Genomic DNA, 20,571 nt, shown 5'->3' on the forward strand with positions numbered 1-20,571 from the left:
TAATTTGGCATTCTTTGTCTCGACGCGGTGGGCAGCCTTTACGGTAAACTTTGCGACAAATCGCCCACCGCGTCTGATCGACCGACAAAGCCTAGCCACGAGTAATAGGGACTGGTGCTCGGCGCGTCTGGTCCTTGCGATCGATCATCTTCGGGATCTCGAAAGAGGATGATCCAATGACTACTATTGCCAAAACCATTTCCGCCGCCGCCTTGGCTGCTGCCCTCGCCCTGCCTTTGGCAGCCCCCGTTTCTGCTGGTGAGAAAACTGCCAGCCCCGCTTCTACCGCCGAAAGCGCACCGATCGTCGTGCGTTCGGTCAGTGCGATGAAGCAATGGCAGAAAGAGACCACCCAGGATCTCAATAGGGCGTTGATCCGCAATCCGATCACGCGCAAGTTTCAGCCCAACAATGCAATCGTCGAGGTCGCCTTTACCCTGGGTGCCGACGGCAAGGCTGAAAACATCACGCTGATCGAAGGGCGTGGCAACTGGGCTGCGCGCCGGGCCGCAGCCTATGCCGTGAGAACGCTCGATCTCGCTCGGCGATGTGCCGGTCGTCAATCCGTCGGGCACGCCGTTTCTCGCGCGAATTGTTTTCGCCAATAACGAGGAGATCAAGGAAGATCTCTTCGCCGAAATGAAAAAGGCCAGCCCTGCACGCTTCGCGGTTGCCGGGGCTCCGGACGAATACATTCTGCTTGGCGGCTAAGGGAGGAAAGGAACTCCCGACGCCGAGGCCGGCCCCCTAATCAGGGCCAGGCGCGCCGTATCTCCCTGTCTCCAGTCCCGCTTGGTAAGTACCTAGGGGCAGGGCGGGTGCGGCGCGTCTTCGTGTAGCAGGCCGGCCTGCTCCTGCACAAGTGACACTCACGGACTTGGGTTGGCGACGTTTTTCGGGCATCTCTCTGCGGCGAAGCACACGTTACGGAGCGCAAGAATGCCCAAAACCACCGCCAATGGCGTCGAATTGTTTTACGAAGAACAGGGAAATCCGAATGACGAGCCGATGCTGCTCGTCATGGGGCTGGGCGCGCAGATGATCCTGTGGCCGGACGAATTCGTCGAAGCCTTGCGCGGGCACGGTTACCGCGTGATCCGGTACGACAACCGCGATATCGGCCTTTCGCAAAAGATGGAGGGCGCCAGAGCTCCCGGCATCAAGATGCAGGTTCTGCGCAAGGTCATCGGCTTCCCTGCGAAGGTGCCCTACACGCTGGCAGACATGGCCGCTGACGGAGCGGGCCTGCTCGATGCGCTGGAGATAGAGCGTGCGCATGTGGTCGGCGCCTCGATGGGCGGGATGATCGCCCAGTTGATGGCCATAAACCACGCGGACAAACTGCACTCGCTCACCTCGATCATGTCCACGACGGGCCATCCCAAACTGCCGCAAGCCGAAAAGCCGGCTATGGATGCGCTGGTCGCTCCGCTGCCCTCAATGAAGGAGGAGGACCTGATCGCGCACGGCATCAAGGTACAGCAGGCGATCGGCAGTCCCGGCTTTCCCGCCGACCCCGATCGGCGGCGCGAGCGCGTATCCGCGCTGATCAAGCGCAGCGTCTATCCCGCAGGCCTTCCGCGCCAGCTTGCAGCGATCATCGATGACGGCGACCGGCGCGAGCGGCTGAAATCGGTGACTACGCCGACACTTGTGCTCCACGGCGAAGATGATCCGCTGGTGAAGCTGGAAGGCGGCAAGGACACCGCCGCGCATATCCCCGATGCGAAACTGGTCACGCTGCCGGGCTGGGGGCACGACCTTCCGCCTGAACTGATCGACCGGCTGGCGTCGGAGATCGCGGAACATGCCAGGGCTGCGACCCGGGAGAGGGAAGTGTCCGTCTAGGCTGCGAGAGCTGCGAGTGAGCGGGAGAGGTTCGCGCGCGCCTGCTGCTCGAAACGGTCCTGTCCCCATGCGCTGAAATAGAGCTGCTTGCGCTGAGCAAAGTGGCGCAGGACTTTCGCCCGGCCTTCGCGAAAGGCCTCCGCGGGCACGTGCGCGTATTCGGCGCGAATTTGCTGCTCATAGATGTCGAAGCGGTCCGGGGCCGCGCCCAGTATGGCGAGATCCATGTCGAGGAAATGTTCGCAATCCTTGAGCGCGGCACCGGACAGATCGTTTGGCAGGTAATGCCCCTCGGTCGCCTCGATCATGCGGCGCGCCAGCGAGAGGCTCTTTATTCCGATCGGCGGCGATGTCTCGGTCAAGAGGGCCGCGCTGCGCTGCTCATTGTCCCTTGCTTTCGGATCGTAGACCGCATCGTGGAACAGGACCGCGTATAGCACCGCAGCGTGGTCATTGATCCGGTCCTGCACCGCTTCGAAGTGACCAAGCAGCGCTTCTATGTGTGACCAATCGTGATAGCGCCGCTGCTCTTCGCTGTGGCGCTGGCGCAGATCGCCGAGCAATGCGGGCGGAACCGATTCGAGCATGATTCGAGACTAGCGCTGCGGCAGCAGGCCGTCGCCTCAAATCGCCTCGGCAGCATTTTGGGAAAAGGGATCTTGCCCGCCCTCGGGGGCAATCCGGATTCGATTGTTGCGTGCTTGGATTCGAATGATTCACAAGTGCGCCAGCCAGCTTTTGCCAATCAAAATTTTTTCGCAGATTCCTTTTTGGGGTTGCGCGTCTGACAAGTCTAGGAGTTCTGCCGCGTCGCGGCGTTGCAGTAGGGTAATACACCCATGGGACAAGCCGGCAATTTACCTTAATTCGGTATTTACCCTCTTGCGCGCTGGCGGCTCGTGATTCAGTATTTAGTGGTTGTTCGGGGCTGTATACCCACAAGACCTAGTGATCGCAGCGCATCGACCCCATATTGAGAATTGGGGCTTTTGCGTTAGGGATCGGAGTCTCAAACGGGGGGCGACGCTGCACCGGATAGGGTGATCATGGGGATAAATCGCGGGATAGGCTGTGGCCAGCCTGCGGAAATTCTGTTGATCGGTCGGTAGAGAACAGAATCGGAACATGCGCAATTCTTCGCTAGAAGGTCGCAGGGCTTCCGATTCGGGACACGAACGGGGCAGACATGGAATTCAAAGCGAGTGATAACGTGCCGAACGAGACAACAGGCGATATGCTGACCGAAGCGGATGCGGGCGCGACAACCGGCATTCCCGCTCAAGGCAAAGGCGCCAAAAAGGCAAAGGCTGTGAGCATGAAGACGAGCGACAAGGGCAGCGAAGAGCTGGTCGCGGAAAAGGCCGGAGAAGCGCTCGCAGGGGCGATGGCCGAAGTGGCCAAGAGCGCTGTCGACACCGACAGCAAGAAGGTCAACGACCGCCGGTTCTCCATCACCACCGATGAGAGCCGCGACGCGAACCTGACCGAGTTCGGCAAGGAAACGCTGACCGACCGCTATCTGCTCCCGGGTGAGAAGTACCAGGACCTGTTTGCGCGCGTGGCCGATGCCTATGCGGACGATCAGGACCACGCCCAGCGTCTCTACGATTACATCTCCAACCTGTGGTTCATGCCTGCGACCCCGGTGCTGTCCAATGGCGGCACCAGTCGCGGCCTGCCGATCAGCTGCTATCTCAACAGCGTGTCCGACAGCCTGAACGGTATCGTCGACACCTGGAACGAGAATGTCTGGCTTGCCTCCAAGGGCGGCGGCATCGGCACCTATTGGGGCAATGTGCGCGGCATTGGCGAGCCGGTCGGCCTCAACGGCAAGACCAGCGGCATCATCCCGTTCGTGCGGGTGATGGACTCGTTGACGCTCGCGATTTCGCAGGGCTCGCTGCGGCGTGGTTCGGCGGCGTGCTATCTCGACGTGTCGCATCCGGAAATTGAGGAATTCCTCGAAATCCGCAAACCTTCGGGCGATTTCAACCGCAAGGCATTGAACCTGCACCACGGTGTGTTGCTGACCGACGACTTCATGGAAGCGGTGCGCGAAGGGGCCGAATTCGAGCTCAAATCGCCCAAGACCGGCGAAGTGCGCGCCACTGTCGATGCACGCTCGCTGTTCCAGAAACTGGTCGAAACGCGCCTTGCCACGGGCGAGCCCTACATCGTGTTCAACGACACGGTGAACCGCATGATGCCGAAACATCACCGCGAGCTGGGCCTCAAGGTCTCGACCTCCAACCTTTGCTCCGAAATCACCCTGCCGACGGGGGTCGATCACCTCGGCAATGACCGTACGGCGGTGTGCTGCCTCTCCTCGCTCAACCTTGAAAAGTGGGACGAGTGGAGCGGCGACAAGCAATTCATCGAAGACGTGATGCGCATGCTCGACAACGTCCTGCAGGATTACATCGACCGCGCGCCCGACGAGATGGCCCGCGCCAAATACTCCGCCGAGCGTGAGCGCTCGGTCGGCCTCGGCGTGATGGGTTTCCACTCCTTCCTGCAGCAAAAGGGCCTCGGCTTCGAAAACGCGATGGCCAAGGCGCTCAACCTGAAGATGTTCAAGCATATCCAGGCCAAGGCTTCCGAAGCCTCCATGCTGCTTGCACAGGAGCGCGGGCCGTGTCCCGATGCGCTCGATATGGGCGCGATGGAGCGCTTCAGCTGCAAGATGGCAATCGCACCTACGGCGTCGATCAGCATCATCTGCGGCGGCACATCCGCCTGCATCGAACCGATCCCGGCCAACATCTACACACACAAGACCCTGTCGGGCAGCTTCATCGTCAAGAACCCGTATCTGGAGAAGGTGCTCGACAAGAAGTCGAAGAATTCGAACAATGTCTGGAACTCGATCCTGGAGAAGGGCGGCAGCGTCCAGCACCTCGATTTCCTTTCCGCAGAGGAAAAGGCGAGCTTCAAGACGAGCTTCGAGATCGATCAGCGCTGGCTGCTCGAATTCGCCGCCGACCGCGCGCCCTATATCGATCAGGCCCAGTCGCTCAACCTGTTCATCCCGGTCGATGTCGACAAGTGGGACCTGATGATGCTGCACTTCCAGGCGTGGGAAAAGGGCATCAAGTCGCTCTATTACCTCCGCTCGAAATCGGTCCAGCGCGCAGGCTTTGCCGGCGGGGTCGAAGCCGACAACACGAAAGACGCCCCCGAAATCGCGCTGAAAGCCGAACTCGGCGAACAGCAGACCGATTACGAGGAATGCCTCAGCTGCCAGTGATCCAATAATGGAGCTCTGGAAGGCAATGTTTCTAGCCGCTGCCGTCACCATCGGCAGCGGCTTTTCCATGCGCGGTCTTCACGATCGCAAGGTGCGCCTGCACCAAACGAAAATCGATGAACGGCTGGCTGCTGGTGAGGATCGGTATTTCGAGGAATTGCGCTCGCTGGAGGCCTACGATCCGCGCAACCTACTGCCGTGGAAGAATATCCTGAAGGACGTGCTCGTCCTTGCAGCAGGCTTTGTGACTTTGACCGCGTTGCTGAACCGGCTCGAGCTCTGACGGTTTCGCACGTTTACCCCGATTTAAGCACCCCGCGCTAATCCCGTCCGCATCATGCGGACCCGGAAGACATCTCGCAAAACCATAACATTGCCCGGCCGGTATCACACCGGGCTGGGAAGTCATGTCGACGTGATCCTGTCCGAGCTTTCAACCGGGGGATGCCGCTTTGCAGCAGAAGGCAAGAAACTGACCCCCGGCGCGCCGATCCAGATCTATATCGGCGCATCCGGTCCACACCGCGCGAACATTCGCTGGGCGGAAAACGGCGAGGTCGGGGTGACATTCGCCGCCCCGTTTTCCGAAGAACAGCTCGCAGAATTCGCGAGCAGCCACGTGCCCGATATCGCGGCAAAGACGACGCCCGGAGAATTCGAGGAAGAGCCCGGCGCAATGCCGCAGCGCTTCTGCTGATCGCCGCGCTGTCGCAAATGCGCGGCATCTGTGTCATGCTGATATCCTTGCAAGACACGCCGGACAGATGCGGCCAGGCAAACGGCATGATGAGAACGGCGATCCGGGCCGTGACATGCCGCATCGTCATAGCCATGCCGATCTGAGAGAAGGTAGGAAATGGCTGTCCTTACATCGCTGCTCTTGATCGGGATGGGGCTGTTTTTCGGTTGGAGCGGCTGGACAGTCTTGCGCAAAAGGCACGAGCCGATGAAGGGTTCAGGCAGCCCTTACACAAAAACGCCTCTCAATCGGGCCCTGCTCATGGGAACAGCTCGGATAGCAGTGGTCGTCGGCCCGGCGATAGCGCTGCTCGGTGCCGCGATGTTGATGGTCGAGATATCGCCGTGAACGCCAGCATGATCGCCGGTGCCGGATAGCGGCATTCTCGGCGGCGAGCGCGCCTCTCGCACAGTGGCTCGATCTATGTCATATTCTCCGCCGGACCAGACGGAGAGGACACGCAAGCATGGCACCCATACTATGGATCGGGCTTATCGGGACCGTTTTCGGCCTGGCATTCCTGATCAATGCATACCGCACATTGAGCGTGACGATCACCGGTCATGCCGCAAATGCTGCGCGCATCCACATCCCGGTGGTCATCGCGTTCCTACCGATCCTGTGGTTCGTGGTCGCCGTGAGATATTTCTCCTGATGAACCGCCCGGCGATTACCCGGATCGGAGCGGCCTGCGCGCTCGCGCTGCTGCTATCGGCCTGCGCATCGCAGATCGATGCGGGCGTCAGCGCGGGCGAGGACGCGCCCGGTTTCTGGTGGGGCCTGTGGCACGGTTTCATCTTTCCGTGGAGCTGGATCGGATCGCTTTTCAGCCCCGACATCGCCGTCTACGCCGTGCCCAATACCGGCGGATGGTACGATTTCGGGTTCTTCCTCGGCATCACCGTGCTGGGCGGGGGAAGCTTTTTCGGCTCGAAGAAACGCGGCTCGGGCTGACGTTTCAGAACCCCATCACGCTCCAGTACCAGGCGTAGAACCCAACCCATGCGAGCGCGAATGCGCTCCAGACAGGCCCCGCGCCAAAGCGGGCCCGCAGCTTTGGCCCGGCCCAGCCGGCAACCGCAGCGACCAGCAGGAAACGCGGCAGCCGGGCGAAGATCGAGGCGAGGAAAAACAGCGGCAGGGCCGCAAGGCCAGCACCCGGCGCGCTGCCCGCAGCCAATGCGTAGAGCTTGTACGGAACGCCGGAAAAGCTGCCGATCATCATGCCGAGCGCGCCGTTCGCGCGCCAGTCCTCCCGAACCTCGGCCACCATCGCGCCGTCGATTGCAGGGACAGAGAGCACCACGGCGATGACATCCTTGGGGTTGGTACTGGCCCAAACCCAGACTGCGGCTCCGCCAAGCGCCGCTGCAATCGCGGCCAGGCCTGCACCGATCATCGCCTTGCGCATCCCGGCCTTTATCCCGAGCGCCATGATCGGCACGTCAGCGACCACAAAAAACACGCTCGCTTCGGCAATCGCCCAGATCGCGATGAGAGCCAGCAGCACCCGGGCGCCCTAAACTGCGAAGAAATACGCGGTGAGGTGGAAGAATACCGGCGCTGCAAAACTGACCGAATCCATCCGGTCGAGCGCGCCGCCGTGCCCCTCGATCATGGTGCCCCAATCCTTTGCACCGAGCGAGCGCTTGACCGCCGACAGCACCAGCCCGCCCGCAAACCCGGCGAACACGATGGTGAGCGCAAGGCCGCCTGCCTCAAGCGGAGAAAACGGCGTGATCCAGAACAGCCCTGCGCCGATCGCGGCGGCGGACAGGCCGCCTCCGATCAACCCTTCCCATGTCTTGGCCGGGCTGACGCGGGGGGCGACCTTGTGCTTTCCAAACAGCTTGCCGAACACATATTGCAGCACGTCGGACAGCTGCACGACGGTGATGAGGAAGAACAGCAGCAGGAAATTCTGGTCGAAACCGGGTATGTCGAGCAGCAGCAATGCGGGCGCGTGACTGATGCAGAATACGTTGAGCATCAGCGCCCATTGAATGCGCGAGGAGCGCGCGAGGAAATCCTCGGTCTCTCCCTTCAGCACGGCGAGCAGCGGCAGCAGCAGGAACGCCCAGACCGGGATGAGGATCGCGAACAGGCTCGTCCAGCCGATATAGATCAGCCAGTATTGTAGCGGGATGAAGAGATAGAATGCGGCGACGGTGGCGCCGTGATCCTCCGCGCGTGTCGGCGTGATCGAGAGGAATTCGCGCAGGCAGTAGAAGCTCGTGAGCGCGAATAGAGCGACGGTGATTCCCTTGCCGAAGGTAAAGGCGACCGCGAAGATCGCGATCATCAGCCACCACGCCTTGATCCGCGCGTTGAGGTTGGAAACGGTCTCGATCCCGCTTTCGGTCTTGGCCCGCCGCGAGAGGACAAATCCGATGATCGAGGCGGTGAGCAGCAGCGCAAATACGCCGCCGAACAGGGTCATCATCACCGGGTCCATCATTCGCTCTCCTCGTTGGCGGCAGAATCGCTGGGCGCCGGCGCTGCTGCATCCGCCAGCGTGACAAGCGCGGCGCGCGCGCGGCCCAGGAATGCGGCCTTGTCCTCGCCCTCGGCCAAGATCAGCGGCGCGCCGAAATGTGCCGCCGAGCTGATCGGTGCAGGCAGCAGCGCGCCCTTGGGATAGGCGCGAGCGAGGTTGGTGAGGTAGACCGGCACCAGCTCGGTCTTCGGATACTTTTGCGCAAGGTGGTACAGGCCCGCCTTGAAATCGCCGGGGACGGGATCGCTGCGCCGCGCGCCTTCGGGAAAGATGATGAGCGATTCCCCGCGGTCCAGCACCTCGCACAGGGGCGCGAGCGGATCGCGGCTGCCCGAGCGTTCGACCAGCACCGCGTTCAGCACATCGAGCGCGACAAAGCGCTGCACCGCGCCCTTGCCCCAGTAATCGGCGGCGGCGACGGGGTGCGTGGTGCGGCGCAGATAGGGCGGCAGTGCAGCGCACAGGATGATCGTGTCGAGATGGCTTGCATGGTTGGCGAAGTAGATCCGCTGGCGGCGCGAAGGCTCGCTCCCGCGCCAGCGTGCCTGCCCGCCGACCAGGAATTGGGTGACGGCGAACAGCAGCTCGCCGATGATCCGGCCCATCACTTTGCGCCGCCTTTTGCCTTGAGCAGGTTCGCGATGCGCGCTGTCCGGACTGCGCAGGTGAGCGCGCTGCCGATGACGATGATCCAGAGCACCGCGACCAGCACTTGCGCGATACCGGCGAAGAACATCGCCAGCGCTCCCACGGTCAGCACGAACATCCGGTGCTGCTTTGCCATCGGGCCGACGAAGTCCTGCTCGAACCCGAGCGCCCTGCCGCTTGTGCGGATATAGGCGGTGGCAAAAGCGAGGATCGTCGCGCCATATCCGAGCTCGGGCTGGCCCACAGCGTAACCGGCGGCGATGAGCAGCAGCGCATCCTCGGCGCGGTCAGGCAGTTCGTTGAACAGCGCGCCCGTCGCGCTCGACTTGCCTTCCTCGACCGCGACCAGACCGTCGAGCATATTGGCGAGCAGCCGCAACTGGATGCCGAATGCCGCGCCCAGCCATAGCCAGCGATTGCCCGGCGCCTCGATAAAGCACCACGCGCCGATTGCGGCAAAGCCGATCCCGATCACCGAAATCGCATTCGGCGTCAGCCCCATGCCTGCAAGCGCGCTAGCAAGCGCCTTCGCCCAGCCCGCGCCGCGCGTCTTGAGCGGACGCCTGTTTCCGGTCGTCATGTACTGCGATCCCCCCGAACAAACCCTTGATCGGCCTATGAAGCTAAACGCTTTAGCAATGGCTAACCAGCCGCAAATCGCCGGGTCCGGGCAGATGTGCTATGGATCGGCGTGCCTGCCGAAAACGGTACCGGTGTTGCGCAGCGCACAATCGAAGGTGTTGAGCGCCGCGCAAGACACCGCCCCGCGCAATCGGTTCGACTCGGAATATACACGGTTTATCCCCGCTTGAATCTACCTGCTTGCCTTCGAATCCGCACGATGATTCCCTATATGAGTCGCTGGACCCAATCGAAGGAAACACAACATGTCGTTGCTCGAAGCCCGTAAGACCTACAAGCCGTTCGAATATCCGTGGGCTTACGACTTCTGGAAACGCCAGCAGCAGATCCACTGGATGCCCGAGGAAGTGCCTTTGGGAGAGGACTGCCGCGACTGGGCGCAGAAGATCACCGAGCATGAGCGCAACCTGCTTACCCAGATCTTCCGCTTCTTCACCCAGGCCGATGTCGAGGTGCAGGATTGCTACCACGACAAATATGGCCGCGTGTTCAAGCCGACCGAGATCAAGATGATGCTCACCGCGTTCTCCAATATGGAGACGGTCCACATCGCGGCGTATTCCCATCTGCTCGACACGATCGGCATGCCCGAAAGCGAATACAGCGCCTTCCTCGATTACGAGGAAATGAAGGACAAGCACGATTACATGCAGCAATTCAGCGTCGACACCGACGAGGATATTGCCCGCACGCTCGCCATGTTCGGCGGCTTCACCGAAGGGCTGCAGCTGTTCGCAAGCTTCGCCATGCTGATGAACTTCCCGCGCTTCAACAAGATGAAGGGCATGGGGCAGATCGTATCGTGGTCGGTCCGCGATGAAAGCCTCCACTGCGAAGGCATCATCAAGATGTTCCACACCTTCTGCGAGGAACGCGACTGCCTGACCAAGGCGGTGAAGGAAGACATCATCGATGTCTGTCAGAAGACCGTGCGGCTGGAAGATGCCTTCATCGACCTCGCGTTCGAAATGGGCCCGGTGAACGGGATGACCGCGACGGAGATCAAGCGCTACATCCGCTACATCGCCGACTGGCGGCTGAAACAGCTGGGCCTGCAACCGGTCTACATGATCGAAGAGCACCCGCTTCCATGGCTCGCCCCGCTGCTGAACGGCGTGGAGCACGCCAACTTCTTCGAAACCCGCGCAACCGAATATTCGAAGGGCGCCACGACCGGCAACTGGAACGACGTGTGGTCAAGCTTCGACAAGCGCCAGAGCGCCAAGGCCGTCAACGAGGACGAAGCTGCGGATGACGGGCCGGATATGTTCGAGGTTGACGCGGCGGAGTGATCTAGATGCTTACCGGCGTTGATTCGAGCTGGCTCAAGCTTTTCGAACAACGTGTTTGGGTTTTTTGGGCGCTTGCCGTTTTTCTCAGTCTCTTATTGTATTTGACCAGAAGCGGCGCACTGCCGCTCCTTGCTAAAGTGGGTTGGGTTCCTGAGGCGCTGACAGTTAGCGCGCTCTTATTCGGTGTTTTGAGCGTATTCAGTTCCATCAGTTCCGTTTGGAACTGGGCATCGCACAGAGCTCGATCGAAATCGCATAAGCAAGCCACTATCGCGCATCTGGATTCGCTTAGCGATGTTGAAGCCCAGATTTTGGGGGCTCTCGTCCACACTAATCGCAGGTCGTTCAACACGCGGCTTGATAACGGCGATGTGCACACTTTGGTCCTGAAACGCCTGCTCATTCAGGGTGGAGGGACAATCAACATTCTTGAAGCTCCCTACATGGTTCCAGATCTGATTTGGCCTGAGTTGGTAAAAAGGAAGTCGGAGTTTCCAGCGCCTGTCCGGGGTGAGCCAGCTCCTTGGCATCGTCACTGGATGACTTATTGAGAGACCACACCTATGCGTTTCGTGTCCTATCTTTCTGCTGCAGCAATACTGCTAGTCTCGGGGTGGGTCGCTATACAGATCATTCTCGAGGTGCTTCGACTCTATGGAAAGGCGGATTCGGACGTGAAACTTGGAGTGATGACCGCAGGTGGATCCGCTCTGGCTTTCGTAATCAACAATGCAGTCCAAGCTTCAAGAGAGCGTAAGGCGCGCCTCTTTGAGTCGAAGCGTGAGGCCTATGGGTACTTTTTTAAGGCCTATATGTCGTTCTTTCACAGAATGGCCATTGGCGAGAAGGTCGAGGCCGAAGAGATGGTGAAGTCGATACAGAGCCTATCAAGGGATGTAATGACTTGGGGAAGCGCTGAAACCGTGAACGCATACAACAAGTTTCAGAAAGAGAATGCTAAGCCTACTGACGATCACAAGACGCTCTTTCTGCGAAATGAAGAATTCCTGCGAGCTCTCAGAAAGGACCTAGGTCATAGAGATGGAGCTCTCGAGAAGTATGCGCTGACAAAACTGATTTTGAAGGCTGAAGAGCACGATGGTCTCAACTGATTTTTTTGTTCCATAGCATGAACCTTGTTTCGTCGCTCTGACGGCGCATTAGGCCAATAGTAAGCCAAGGGCTGCTGTTCATGGTCGCTGCATTTGCCCTCATCCTAGCGCAACCCCACCCAACAGCACCTTCGAATACCACACATGCGCTGACAACATCGCGCGCCAACCCGACTCGTCGATCCCGCCGACCCACGATCCAAACAAGAGTCGGGTGCTTGCACCGCGCGGCTCGACCGCAAACCAGCTTGCCGTGTTCGTGCCTTTCGAGACCGCCAGCGCTTGGGTTGAGGTGCGCTCCACCAGCTTCCACGCGCCGAACCTCTCCGTCTCGCCGTGCGCAAACGCGCGGGCGTCGGCGCTTGAGGCGGGGGTGCCGAGGGCCTTCAGGATCAGGCGTTCCGGTAGAAACGCCATGCTGCAATAAAACCGCTCGATAAACTCCGCGAGCGTCACCTCGTGCCCTTCGATATTGGGAACGACGCGGCAGAAGCAATCGCGGTAGTCACCCGGTCCGCCAAACTCGGCGAGCAGGCTGCCGAGTGGGACGTCAATCGGTTCGACCTTGGCCATGACGCAGCGATAGCGCGCCGATGCACCCGCCGCATAGTCTTTCCCGAGCGCGGAGACGTTTTGACCTGCATCAAAGCCGCGCCCGCACGCTCCGCTAATCTGCCCTCACACACCAAGGCAGAAAGGCCCCACCATGTCGCAGCACACGCCCAATGAACTCACGACCGTCTTCAAGCGCGACCGTGATCTCATAACCCGGCTCAAGCAGGAGGATGCGCATTATGCGCGGCTTGCGGACGAGTATCACGACGTCAACCGCGAGGTGCACCGGATCGAGGCCGAGGCCGAGGCGGCGAGCGATGACCGGATGGAGGCGCTGAAGAAGAAGCGGCTGGCCCTTCTCGATGACATCACCGCCATCGTCGCCAAGGCGCGCACGTCGGCGGTGTAACACCCTGGCGGGTAGCCACGCAAAAACCGCTTCGAAATCATGGACGTAGGGGATGGGCGCGCGCACCTTCTCGGAACAGTGAGGCGCGCGGCTGCGTTGGTTAATCAAACAGACACAGCAGACAGGCTTACCATGACCAACCGATTTCCCCTTCCCGCCAAGCTGATGACCGCCGCGACCGCTGCGCGCTTCGCCCTCGCCGCCTGTACGGTACCGAAAACCGCGAACCCGCCGACGGGACAGAGGACGGCATCACCGCTCCCGCTGACGGCGCCGACCTGACAGGCGAGCAGATCGAGCAGGCCGTGCCCGGTATCGAAAACGCCGATCCCGAAGGCGAAACCGGCGTGACCGCCGATCTGGGCGAGCCGGGGAATGTCGAATACACCGACGACGCCGACAGCGACCGCGCCGCGCAGCCCTCGGACGACTGATCGCCGCGCGCCTTTCAGCACGAGCGGACAGCTTTCCTACACGGCCATGCCCGCGCTATGCCGGGTGAATGGCGCCTCTCCTGCCCTCCCGCCGCATTCTGGCAGCATCACGAACGGGGGCTAATCCGAGGGGAGCCTTTTTTGCCCCAGGACACTGTCTCAAGTGTCTCATGGGCACACTGCGCAGGACTGCGGACGCGGCTCAGAACAGCCAGGTTTCGGGCCGCGGCATCGGCTTGCGCTCGCCAGCGCGGACCATCGCGATGATGCTGCGCGCGCAGAACCACCCCGCCAGCGCCAGCCAGACGACAAACCCTCCAAAGAAGACGATGAAGAAAGCGGGCGAGGGCGGCTCGCTCTGCCCCGCATCGCCGGCAGCGATCGCGAAGATCGAGCCGAGCCACAGCGCCATCATGACGGCAGCTACCGCAAAGCCGATCCAGAACGTGCGGATCAGGTAGGTGTAGTGAGTCCTCTCCCACTCCTGCACATCCGCCTCGCTGCGCCAGACATAGGCGAGCACGAGACCGACAAACACCGAAAAGCCCAGCACTATGGTGAGCAGGTACAGCAGTGCCACGATGAACGGGCGCTGCAAGGTGACGCCGGTATCCCTCGCGGGTTCTGCCTGATCGCCCTGCGCTGTCTCGTTCATGCCGTGTCCTCCGTTTGTGCCCTTAGGCCCATGTTAACGATGTCGCCCTCGAGGCGTAAAGGCGCGCGTGACCGGGACTTAAGCAAATACGTGCGAGCAGGGTCAAAAAAGCGTTACCGAACAGCCACTTTTCTGCAAACCGGTAACACTTTGTTCACGCCCGTCTTGGATAGGAAGTCTGGTTAATTCAAAGAGGGTTTCACATGGTTTTTCTGGAAGCAATTGGTGGATGCGTGCTCGGCCTACTGGGCGGATTGGCCGTGTTTGCCTACCTCGTCTGAGGCTTCCGGACGGCTCGGGATAAACCGGGCCTGACCCAGTTGGGCGGTGCATTATGGCCGCTTTGACACACATCAAAGACGGCACGCCCGGCGGCACTTACGCTCCCCTCAATATCGAAGGGAGATTGCCGCAATGCCTGCCCACACAAAGCCCGACCTCAAAGGCGGACTGGCAAGCCGCGCCGCTGCGCTGCTGCAAGACACGTTTCCGCACGATGCCGAAGCGCTGCAAAGGCTGGGCCGGGGCGATGCGCATTTCGGCAAGCTTGCCGCGCGCTTCCAGGCGCTCGACCGCGCGATTCACCGGTTTGAAACCGAAGTGGAGCGCTGCAGCGACTTCCATGTCGAGCGGCTGAAGAAACAGCGGCTCGGTCTGCTGGATGAGATTGCGGTGATCCTCGAACATGCCGACGCGCAGGCCTTCGGTAAGGAGGCGGTCCATGCGTAACCAGTTCACGCCTGGCAAGTTCATCCCCGACCGCCGCCGCTTCGATCCCATCACGCAGCTAAGGCATCGGCGGCGTGCGCGTCATGCCGGTGTGGCGGCGATCGGTGCCGTGATTGCCGCGCGCCGAGCGGCCAAGGCAGCGCGCACGCTGGCGCGGCGAATGGGATAAGCTGACAACAACCGCCCTGTCGCCTCTGCGCAAATAGGGCGATCATCCGCGCCGGGCCAAGGCCACCGGGAGAGAGGCGCGGATATCAATGGGGGCAGCGTATGAGGCGATGCGCTGTCCCCGCCAATTCATTTTGGAGAGACCATCTATATGACCGAACCCACCTTCCCTGTCCCCGCCATCATCGCGCTCGCCCTCGCCGCGCGCGGCGGCGGTAGCGAGCGAGAGACCTATGAGGTCGATGCGTCCGATGACAGCGGAGGTGAATTCATCGCGCGCGACCCTTATCCGGACGAGGTTCAGGTGGACCTGCCGGAAACAGCAATGACCCCCGTCCCTGCGGGCGATGACAATGGCAAGGCCGATTAGCTGGTTTGACTGCCGATACGATTCCCCGGACCTTGGAGGGTCTTTGTGCATTGATGGCTTGCAACAATAAGCAAGAAGAGACCCTGCCATGCGAAACCCACTGCCTTTTGCCCTGCCGCTCTGTATCGCGGCGATCGGCCTTGCCGGCTGCACCGGAGAGACCATGCCCGACAGCGGCGACGATGTGAGCGAGGAGGTCATCGACGCCACGTCGAGCGATCTCGAGGTCTCCGATCCCGTGGCGCGCGAAACGCCGATCCCGCCTGATCTCAATGGTGAGAAAAGCGCCGATACCGAGCAGCCAACCCTCGGTACAGATGCGGTTTCCGGCGATCTTGGTTCGGGCGCGGAGCCGGTCAATCCGCCGGGCGGATGATCTGTGAGGCGGCCGGACGATCTTACCGTTTCGGCAGCACTTTGATCGCAGCCAGCGGCAGCAATGCGAACGCGGCCTGACCGAGCAGGCCATAAACTCCGGGAGGCCGCAGCGAGCCGGTGAGCCACTCGCGCATGGCTTGCGCGGCGTCTGTCCCGGGCTGGGAGAGCGCAATACTCGCAGTGAGCGCCAGTTCCGCCGCCATCAGCAGCACGAACGCGCTGGCGCCCATGAGGAGCGCGTCGGCAGCTTTGCGCACGGCAAAGCGGCGGGTCAGCCAGCGGGCCGCGAACCAACTGGCGAGCAGGATCACCGGTATCTCGATCAGGATGAACGCGCCTTCGCCCATCGCCTCAGCGCCCCAGAATGTCCGCACTGTCCCGAGCACGAAGCCAAGCGCGAAGATCACCGCCCAATAGGCGAGCCCCGCTTTTATCGGCGCGAGGGCCCCGCGCTATTCATGACCCCATGCGGGCGGAGGTGCCTCCACCTCTTCGCCGAGGTCGAACTCAACCCTGAAGAATCGGTCCTCGGGCGCGCCGCCCTCTCTCGTTCGCTGCAACTGATAGGCGAAGATGCCGTCTTCGGACGCTGCATCATCGACTTCGGCGGTCCACACATTGGTCACCGATGCCGCCAGCCCCTCACGCTCGAACAGCGCGATGCTTTCGGCATCGACCGGAAAGTCCTGCATGCGGTCCGTCCCTTCGCTCGCCGTGTCGCCGCCATACATCGTGACCGTGTCGCTCTCGCCGTCCTCGTGGCGGTGATCATGCTTGAGCCGGAGACCCTGATCGGTGCGCGTGAAAACCCATGTACGTGACCGGTCCCACTCACCGCCGCTCCGCACATGGAATGGAACCGCGATCCGGTCGTCCGAGCATTCGCGCACATGCATGACCATCTGGGCGCCGGCGAAATCGGCATCGGCTGCGTCACCACTTACGAGACTGCCCGCATAGGCATTCCCGCAATGGCTGGCGAGGCTCTCCCAGAACCGGTCTTGCGGGCTTGCCGCAGCTAATTCGCCGGGCTCATCGGAAGCGGGCTGCGCGCAGGCCGACAGGACAAGCGCCGCGGTGATGACGGCCAAAGCCAAGTTTCGTGATGTCATTCTGTCAGTGTAACCCTTGTTGGCGCGCGTTCCTACTCGGATGACCTGCTCGCTGCCCTTGCTGCGAGAAATTCGTCAGATATACCTTGGCGCAGGGCGCCAGATTTGGGGGATGACATGAGCAACGAAAAAATCGGTCAGGCGCGCACGATCGAGGGCTTTGGCGAGGTGATGGGCGCCGCATCGCAGGGGGAGCGTACCGGGCCACCGGCCATACGAGCCGCAGCCCGGCGATACCTTCATCACAAGCTGGGCGAAGAGCGGCACCACCCTCATGCAGCAAATGTTCCATCAGCTGCGCACCGGCGCGCAGGGCGGGGACATGGATTTCGACGATATCAGCCGCGTCACGCCGTGGGACGATACCGCCTACCTGCTCGATTTCGACATGAATGCGCCGCAGCCAGCCAGCCCGCGCGGCTTCAAGTCGCACCGCGAATACGAACGTTTACCGGCGGGCATGCGCTATGTCGTGACCCTGCGCGATCCCAAAGAAACCTATGTCTCGTTCTACCGCTTCATCAATGGCTGGCATCTTGAACGTGACGCGGTGTCGATGGAGGAATTTCTCCCTCTCTGGATGAGCGGCGGGCCGGGCGGCTGCGATTACTTTACCCATTTGCTCAGCTGGTATGACAGGCGCGCCGAGCCCGGCAGCCTCGTGATGACCTATCGCTGGGCTGTGAAAAACAAGCGTGAGGCGATCCGGCAATTGGCGCAGTTATGCGACATTGAACTGACCCCTGAAATCGAGGCGCTTGTCATGGAGCGCACGACGCGCGAATTCATGCACGATCACAAGGACCGCTTCGATGACGGCATGATCTGCCGGGTGCTCGAGGACAAGTGCGGAATCCCGGCGGCGAGCGATTCCAGCAAGGTCCAGGCCTCCGGCAGCAGCGCCGACGCCCTGCCAGCCTCGATTGCAGAGGCGATCGACGAAATGTGGGCGGAGCGCGCGGCGTCCGTGACAGGGCACCGCGATTTTGCTTCGCTCGCCGCCGAAGTGGATGCGATGTTTGCGCCTGGCTGACCGGGCGCTTCGCACAGTCGTCAGAACAGCAGCGTTTGCGGGTCCGGCATCGGCTCATGCTTCTGGGCCTTCACCAGGCTCATGACACTGCGTACGCCGAACCAGATAGCGATAACCGGGAACATGAAAAACCCGATCAGGACGAATGTCATGAAGATGGCGATGATGGTGGCTGCGAAGCTGATCCAGAATGTCCGGATGAGATAGGTGAAGTGGGAAGCAGCCCAGTCCTCGCTGTTATCGCCTTGCCAGATATGCGCGAGCACGATGCCCACCAGAGCCATTAATCCGCCGCTTACAAGCCCACCTAGATAAAGCAGGTTGATAATGGTCGGTTGATTGAAATCGAAACCGCTATTGGCGTTCTGGCTGGTCATGGCTGATCCCCTAATGCCGCTGACAGGTATGGTTTGCAGTCTATGCGAGGCGCTCGCCAGGGCAAGTGTTTCCTGTGTATCGGGCGTTACCGGCACCAATCGACCGGCAATGCGCCCCACCCGCTTTCCGAGGCAAGCCCGCGCTCGATCATGGTGCGCGCGACATATTCACGCGATCCATCGGGCAGGATCCTGCGGACCTCGCGCAGTTCCCGGCCATATTGGTCGCGCGGCGGATCGCTGTCGCCATTCCATTCGAAGGGACCGCGCGCGAGCCATTCGTGCAGCGCTTGCTGCGCCTCCTCGGCTCGCTGGCTTTCCGCTGCGCAGGCGCCGTTCAGTTCAGGGGTGTCGAAACCGGTCAGCCTGATCCGGCGGCGCTCACGCCCATTGCCGAGCACGACCGTATCGCCATCGACCACGCATCCCGCTGCGCCGGACCACGGCTGTCCGCATAGCGCCAGTTCTTCGGACATGGTCACCCAGCCCTGTTCGTGCACATAGGGCCGGTAAAGGAACCACCATGCGGCACTGACGATGCCGAGCAGAGCTGGCACGCGCCACAGCATCCACCAGCTTCGCAATCGGCTCTGTCTGGAAAACTTCGGGCGGAAGGCGTTGGAATTGCGACGCTTGGGCATTGTCTTGCAAGCTTAGCAGGAACGCGCATCAACCCAAGGGGTGCGGCGCTGGCCATGCAGCAAAAAAGCCGCCCGGTTGTTCCCGGACGGCTTGTTTGCAAGCGCAGCCACGGCCGCGCGCTGTTCCTTGACGGCTCAGGCTTCGATCGGATCGAGTGAGCCAGTGCCGTTCGGAGTTTCGATCTCGAGGCAGGTGCCCGCATCGACATACGTCCACGCATTGCCTTGGTAATCGACAACGGAAGTGCCCGCACAGCTGGTGCCCGGACCGGCAGCGCAATCATTTTCGCCAGCCTTCGAGACGCCGTAGCACTTTTCCTTTTCACCGCTTCCGGCAGCCACCAGCGCGGCTTCTTCGGTGTTTGCGGCTGCGCTTTCCGCTTCTGCGGGCGCATCGGCGCCGCCCGAACATGCAGCGGCAAGGCCGGCAGCTGCGGCGAGGGTAATCGTGCCTTTGATACGTGCGGTGTTCATAAAATTTCCTCCAATCCAAGATCTCGATGAGGGCGCAAACCGCGCCGACACCAAGCGATTCGCAGTGAACAGGCAAAAGGTTACAGTGCCAAGTGCAAAATGTTGAACTGTGCCGTGGGTGCAGCGTGATGACCTTGTGCTTTGCAGTCGCTAGGCGAAGCGGCTAAGCGCGCGGCGTGGTCGATACACGACGCTGCACCTGCTAGCCAAAGGACTGGGCCGAATGACGACGAATGCCGACACCATTGCCGATCAGGCCTCCGGGTCGCTCGACCTTTCGAAGGCGGAAACGCTGATTGAGGCTCTTCCTTATTTCCAGCGCTATGCCGGACGCACATTCGTGGTCAAATATGGCGGCCATGCGATGGGAAATCCGCAGTCGGCGCGCGACTTCGCAGAGGATATCGTCCTGCTTAAGGCCGTCGGCATCAACCCGGTCGTCGTCCATGGCGGCGGCCCGCAGATCGGCGAGATGCTGGCGCGGCTGGGCGTCGAGAGTACGTTCGTCGACGGCCTGCGCGTCACCGATGAAGCCACGGCGAAGGTCGCCGAAATGGTCCTGTCCGGTGCAATCAACAAGGAACTGGTCGGCTGGCTGTCCAACGCCGGCGGCATGGCGATCGGGATTTCGGGCAAGGATGGCCGCCTTGTCACCGCGCGCAAGGTGGAACGCACAACTCGCGATGCCGAAAGCCTGATCGAAAGCGTCGTCGATCTCGGCTTTGTGGGCGAGCCGGCTCATGTCGATACGAGCGTGATCGATACTGCAGTTGCCGCTGGAATGATCCCGGTCGTCGCTCCGATCGCAGGCGGAGAGGACGGCGCGACCTACAACATCAATGCCGATACGATGGCAGGCGCAATCGCCGCAGCACTCGGTGCGGCGCGGCTGTTCCTGCTCACCGATGTTGCCGGGGTCATGGACGGCAATGGCGAATTGATCAGCGACCTTACCCCCGGCGACATCGCCAAACTTCGCGCCGATGGCGTGATCAAGGGCGGCATGGTGCCAAAGCTGGAAACCTGCGTTTCGGCGGTCGAATCCGGCTGCGAGGCGGCGGTTGTACTCGATGGCAGGGTGCCGCACGCAATGCTGCTCGAATTCTTCACCGCGCGCGGCGCTGGGACGCTGGTGCGCGCCGATCCCCACTGCTAGCGACTTGATACTGGATTTTAGCGTATTACATCGGTAACACGCCTCACAGGGCCTG

Annotated in this window: 31 protein-coding genes; 19 read left to right on the forward strand and 12 right to left on the reverse strand. The window is 61.3% G+C overall.

Features of this window, described 5'->3' with window-relative positions:
- Nucleotides 1-134 precede the first annotated feature (134 nt).
- Both AC0L39_RS01430 and AC0L39_RS01435 read left to right on the forward strand, forming a co-directional pair.
- On the forward strand, nt 135-608 hold the full coding sequence (locus AC0L39_RS01430; protein WP_473260152.1) for a hypothetical protein: 474 nt from the start codon (nt 135-137) through the stop codon (nt 606-608).
- Between the two features lie 331 nt (nt 609-939).
- Nucleotides 940-1,848 (forward strand): alpha/beta fold hydrolase, encoded by a 909-nt coding sequence (locus tag AC0L39_RS01435; RefSeq protein WP_473260154.1) that lies wholly within the window; start codon nt 940-942, stop codon nt 1,846-1,848.
- Here AC0L39_RS01435 and AC0L39_RS01440 read toward each other — a convergent pair.
- The gene (locus AC0L39_RS01440) at nt 1,845-2,435 is read right to left on the reverse strand and encodes an HD domain-containing protein (RefSeq protein ID WP_473260156.1); all 591 of its coding nucleotides are present in this window, start codon (nt 2,433-2,435) and stop codon (nt 1,845-1,847) included. The two genes, AC0L39_RS01435 and AC0L39_RS01440, sit on opposite strands and share 4 nt — an antisense overlap.
- Nucleotides 2,436-3,034: 599 nt before the next feature.
- Between AC0L39_RS01440 and AC0L39_RS01445 the strand changes: the two genes are divergently transcribed.
- The 6 genes from AC0L39_RS01445 (at nt 3,035) to AC0L39_RS01470 (ending at nt 6,788) form a co-directional block, all read left to right on the forward strand.
- Entirely contained in the window at nt 3,035-5,095 is a 2,061-nt protein-coding gene (locus AC0L39_RS01445; RefSeq protein ID WP_473260157.1) for a ribonucleoside-diphosphate reductase subunit alpha, read from the forward strand.
- A 25-nt stretch (nt 5,096-5,120) separates the two neighbouring features.
- Entirely contained in the window at nt 5,121-5,378 is a 258-nt protein-coding gene (locus AC0L39_RS01450) for a hypothetical protein (RefSeq protein ID WP_473260159.1), read from the forward strand.
- 90 nt (nt 5,379-5,468) lie between these two features.
- Nucleotides 5,469-5,792, forward strand: a complete 324-nt coding sequence (locus AC0L39_RS01455) for a PilZ domain-containing protein (RefSeq protein WP_473260161.1) — start codon at nt 5,469-5,471, stop codon at nt 5,790-5,792.
- 159 nt (nt 5,793-5,951) lie between these two features.
- The gene (locus AC0L39_RS01460; RefSeq protein WP_473260162.1) at nt 5,952-6,182 is read left to right on the forward strand and encodes a hypothetical protein; all 231 of its coding nucleotides are present in this window, start codon (nt 5,952-5,954) and stop codon (nt 6,180-6,182) included.
- 118 nt (nt 6,183-6,300) lie between these two features.
- A complete protein-coding gene (locus tag AC0L39_RS01465; protein WP_473260164.1) occupies nt 6,301-6,489 on the forward strand; it encodes a hypothetical protein in 189 nt (62 codons plus the stop codon).
- On the forward strand, nt 6,489-6,788 hold the full coding sequence (locus AC0L39_RS01470) for a hypothetical protein (RefSeq protein ID WP_473260165.1): 300 nt from the start codon (nt 6,489-6,491) through the stop codon (nt 6,786-6,788). Before AC0L39_RS01465 ends, AC0L39_RS01470 begins: the two co-directional genes overlap by 1 nt.
- Before the next feature lie 4 nt (nt 6,789-6,792).
- On the opposite strand, the gene AC0L39_RS01475 is transcribed toward AC0L39_RS01470, so the two are convergent.
- From AC0L39_RS01475 to AC0L39_RS01490, 4 genes are read right to left on the reverse strand one after another with little or no spacing between them, the layout of a single operon-like run.
- Nucleotides 6,793-7,344: a hypothetical protein gene (locus tag AC0L39_RS01475; protein WP_473260167.1), complete on the reverse strand. Its 552-nt coding sequence runs from the start codon at nt 7,342-7,344 to the stop codon at nt 6,793-6,795.
- A 9-nt stretch (nt 7,345-7,353) separates the two neighbouring features.
- On the reverse strand, nt 7,354-8,292 hold the full coding sequence (locus AC0L39_RS01480) for a phosphatidate cytidylyltransferase (RefSeq protein ID WP_473260169.1): 939 nt from the start codon (nt 8,290-8,292) through the stop codon (nt 7,354-7,356).
- The gene (locus AC0L39_RS01485) at nt 8,289-8,936 is read right to left on the reverse strand and encodes a lysophospholipid acyltransferase family protein (RefSeq protein ID WP_473260170.1); all 648 of its coding nucleotides are present in this window, start codon (nt 8,934-8,936) and stop codon (nt 8,289-8,291) included. Before AC0L39_RS01485 ends, AC0L39_RS01480 begins: the two co-directional genes overlap by 4 nt.
- Entirely contained in the window at nt 8,936-9,559 is a 624-nt protein-coding gene (locus AC0L39_RS01490; protein ID WP_473260172.1) for a CDP-alcohol phosphatidyltransferase family protein, read from the reverse strand. The genes AC0L39_RS01485 and AC0L39_RS01490 overlap by 1 nt, the downstream gene beginning before the upstream one ends.
- Nucleotides 9,560-9,866: 307 nt before the next feature.
- Here AC0L39_RS01490 and AC0L39_RS01495 point away from each other — a divergent pair, with 307 nt between their 5' ends.
- From AC0L39_RS01495 to AC0L39_RS01505, 3 genes are read left to right on the forward strand one after another with little or no spacing between them, the layout of a single operon-like run.
- Nucleotides 9,867-10,913: a ribonucleotide-diphosphate reductase subunit beta gene (locus AC0L39_RS01495; protein ID WP_473260173.1), complete on the forward strand. Its 1,047-nt coding sequence runs from the start codon at nt 9,867-9,869 to the stop codon at nt 10,911-10,913.
- Nucleotides 10,914-10,918: 5 nt separating this feature from the next.
- Nucleotides 10,919-11,464 (forward strand): super-infection exclusion protein B, encoded by a 546-nt coding sequence (locus AC0L39_RS01500; protein WP_473260175.1) that lies wholly within the window; start codon nt 10,919-10,921, stop codon nt 11,462-11,464.
- A gap of 12 nt (nt 11,465-11,476) precedes the next feature.
- The gene (locus AC0L39_RS01505) at nt 11,477-12,025 is read left to right on the forward strand and encodes a hypothetical protein (protein ID WP_473260177.1); all 549 of its coding nucleotides are present in this window, start codon (nt 11,477-11,479) and stop codon (nt 12,023-12,025) included.
- 99 nt (nt 12,026-12,124) lie between these two features.
- On the opposite strand, the gene AC0L39_RS01510 is transcribed toward AC0L39_RS01505, so the two are convergent.
- Entirely contained in the window at nt 12,125-12,598 is a 474-nt protein-coding gene (locus AC0L39_RS01510) for a hypothetical protein (protein WP_473260179.1), read from the reverse strand.
- Nucleotides 12,599-12,731: 133 nt separating this feature from the next.
- Here AC0L39_RS01510 and AC0L39_RS01515 point away from each other — a divergent pair, with 133 nt between their 5' ends.
- Nucleotides 12,732-12,989, forward strand: coding sequence for a YdcH family protein (locus AC0L39_RS01515; protein WP_473260181.1), 258 nt, complete (start codon nt 12,732-12,734; stop codon nt 12,987-12,989).
- A gap of 305 nt (nt 12,990-13,294) precedes the next feature.
- Nucleotides 13,295-13,423, forward strand: a complete 129-nt coding sequence (locus AC0L39_RS01520; protein WP_473260183.1) for a hypothetical protein — start codon at nt 13,295-13,297, stop codon at nt 13,421-13,423.
- Nucleotides 13,424-13,625: 202 nt separating this feature from the next.
- On the opposite strand, the gene AC0L39_RS01525 is transcribed toward AC0L39_RS01520, so the two are convergent.
- Nucleotides 13,626-14,078 (reverse strand): DUF4870 family protein, encoded by a 453-nt coding sequence (locus tag AC0L39_RS01525; protein ID WP_473260184.1) that lies wholly within the window; start codon nt 14,076-14,078, stop codon nt 13,626-13,628.
- Between the two features lie 414 nt (nt 14,079-14,492).
- On the opposite strand from AC0L39_RS01525, the gene AC0L39_RS01530 reads away from it, so the two are divergent.
- From AC0L39_RS01530 to AC0L39_RS01545, 4 genes are all read left to right on the forward strand, one after another.
- The gene (locus tag AC0L39_RS01530) at nt 14,493-14,807 is read left to right on the forward strand and encodes a YdcH family protein (protein ID WP_473260186.1); all 315 of its coding nucleotides are present in this window, start codon (nt 14,493-14,495) and stop codon (nt 14,805-14,807) included.
- Nucleotides 14,800-14,976 carry a hypothetical protein gene (locus AC0L39_RS01535; protein ID WP_473260188.1) on the forward strand — a complete coding sequence of 59 codons (177 nt, stop codon included), beginning with the start codon at nt 14,800-14,802 and terminating at the stop codon, nt 14,974-14,976. The genes AC0L39_RS01530 and AC0L39_RS01535 overlap by 8 nt, the downstream gene beginning before the upstream one ends.
- A 150-nt stretch (nt 14,977-15,126) precedes the next feature.
- Entirely contained in the window at nt 15,127-15,345 is a 219-nt protein-coding gene (locus AC0L39_RS01540; protein WP_473260190.1) for a hypothetical protein, read from the forward strand.
- Nucleotides 15,346-15,433: 88 nt separating this feature from the next.
- Nucleotides 15,434-15,721 (forward strand): hypothetical protein, encoded by a 288-nt coding sequence (locus AC0L39_RS01545; RefSeq protein WP_473260192.1) that lies wholly within the window; start codon nt 15,434-15,436, stop codon nt 15,719-15,721.
- Nucleotides 15,722-15,743: 22 nt separating this feature from the next.
- Here the strand turns inward: AC0L39_RS01545 and AC0L39_RS01550 are convergent, their stop codons facing one another.
- A complete protein-coding gene (locus AC0L39_RS01550; RefSeq protein ID WP_473260194.1) occupies nt 15,744-16,130 on the reverse strand; it encodes a hypothetical protein in 387 nt (128 codons plus the stop codon).
- A 45-nt stretch (nt 16,131-16,175) separates the two neighbouring features.
- Nucleotides 16,176-16,814 (reverse strand): hypothetical protein, encoded by a 639-nt coding sequence (locus AC0L39_RS01555; RefSeq protein ID WP_473260196.1) that lies wholly within the window; start codon nt 16,812-16,814, stop codon nt 16,176-16,178.
- Nucleotides 16,815-17,109: 295 nt separating this feature from the next.
- On the opposite strand from AC0L39_RS01555, the gene AC0L39_RS01560 reads away from it, so the two are divergent.
- Nucleotides 17,110-17,868, forward strand: a complete 759-nt coding sequence (locus AC0L39_RS01560) for a sulfotransferase domain-containing protein (protein ID WP_473260198.1) — start codon at nt 17,110-17,112, stop codon at nt 17,866-17,868.
- Nucleotides 17,869-17,888: 20 nt separating this feature from the next.
- Here AC0L39_RS01560 and AC0L39_RS01565 read toward each other — a convergent pair whose 3' ends face one another.
- The 3 genes from AC0L39_RS01565 to AC0L39_RS01575 all read right to left on the reverse strand — a co-directional run bounded on the left by AC0L39_RS01565 (nt 17,889) and on the right by AC0L39_RS01575 (nt 19,360).
- On the reverse strand, nt 17,889-18,245 hold the full coding sequence (locus AC0L39_RS01565) for a DUF4870 family protein (RefSeq protein WP_473260200.1): 357 nt from the start codon (nt 18,243-18,245) through the stop codon (nt 17,889-17,891).
- 86 nt (nt 18,246-18,331) lie between these two features.
- Nucleotides 18,332-18,886, reverse strand: a complete 555-nt coding sequence (locus tag AC0L39_RS01570; protein ID WP_473260202.1) for a thermonuclease family protein — start codon at nt 18,884-18,886, stop codon at nt 18,332-18,334.
- 135 nt (nt 18,887-19,021) lie between these two features.
- Nucleotides 19,022-19,360, reverse strand: coding sequence for a BufA1 family periplasmic bufferin-type metallophore (locus AC0L39_RS01575; protein WP_473260203.1), 339 nt, complete (start codon nt 19,358-19,360; stop codon nt 19,022-19,024).
- Between the two features lie 223 nt (nt 19,361-19,583).
- Here AC0L39_RS01575 and argB point away from each other — a divergent pair, with 223 nt between their 5' ends.
- Entirely contained in the window at nt 19,584-20,516 is a 933-nt protein-coding gene (argB, locus tag AC0L39_RS01580) for an acetylglutamate kinase (RefSeq protein ID WP_473260205.1), read from the forward strand.
- The last annotated feature ends 55 nt before the right edge of the window (nt 20,517-20,571 follow it).

Source organism: Erythrobacter sp. K21-9, from assembly GCF_055808355.1.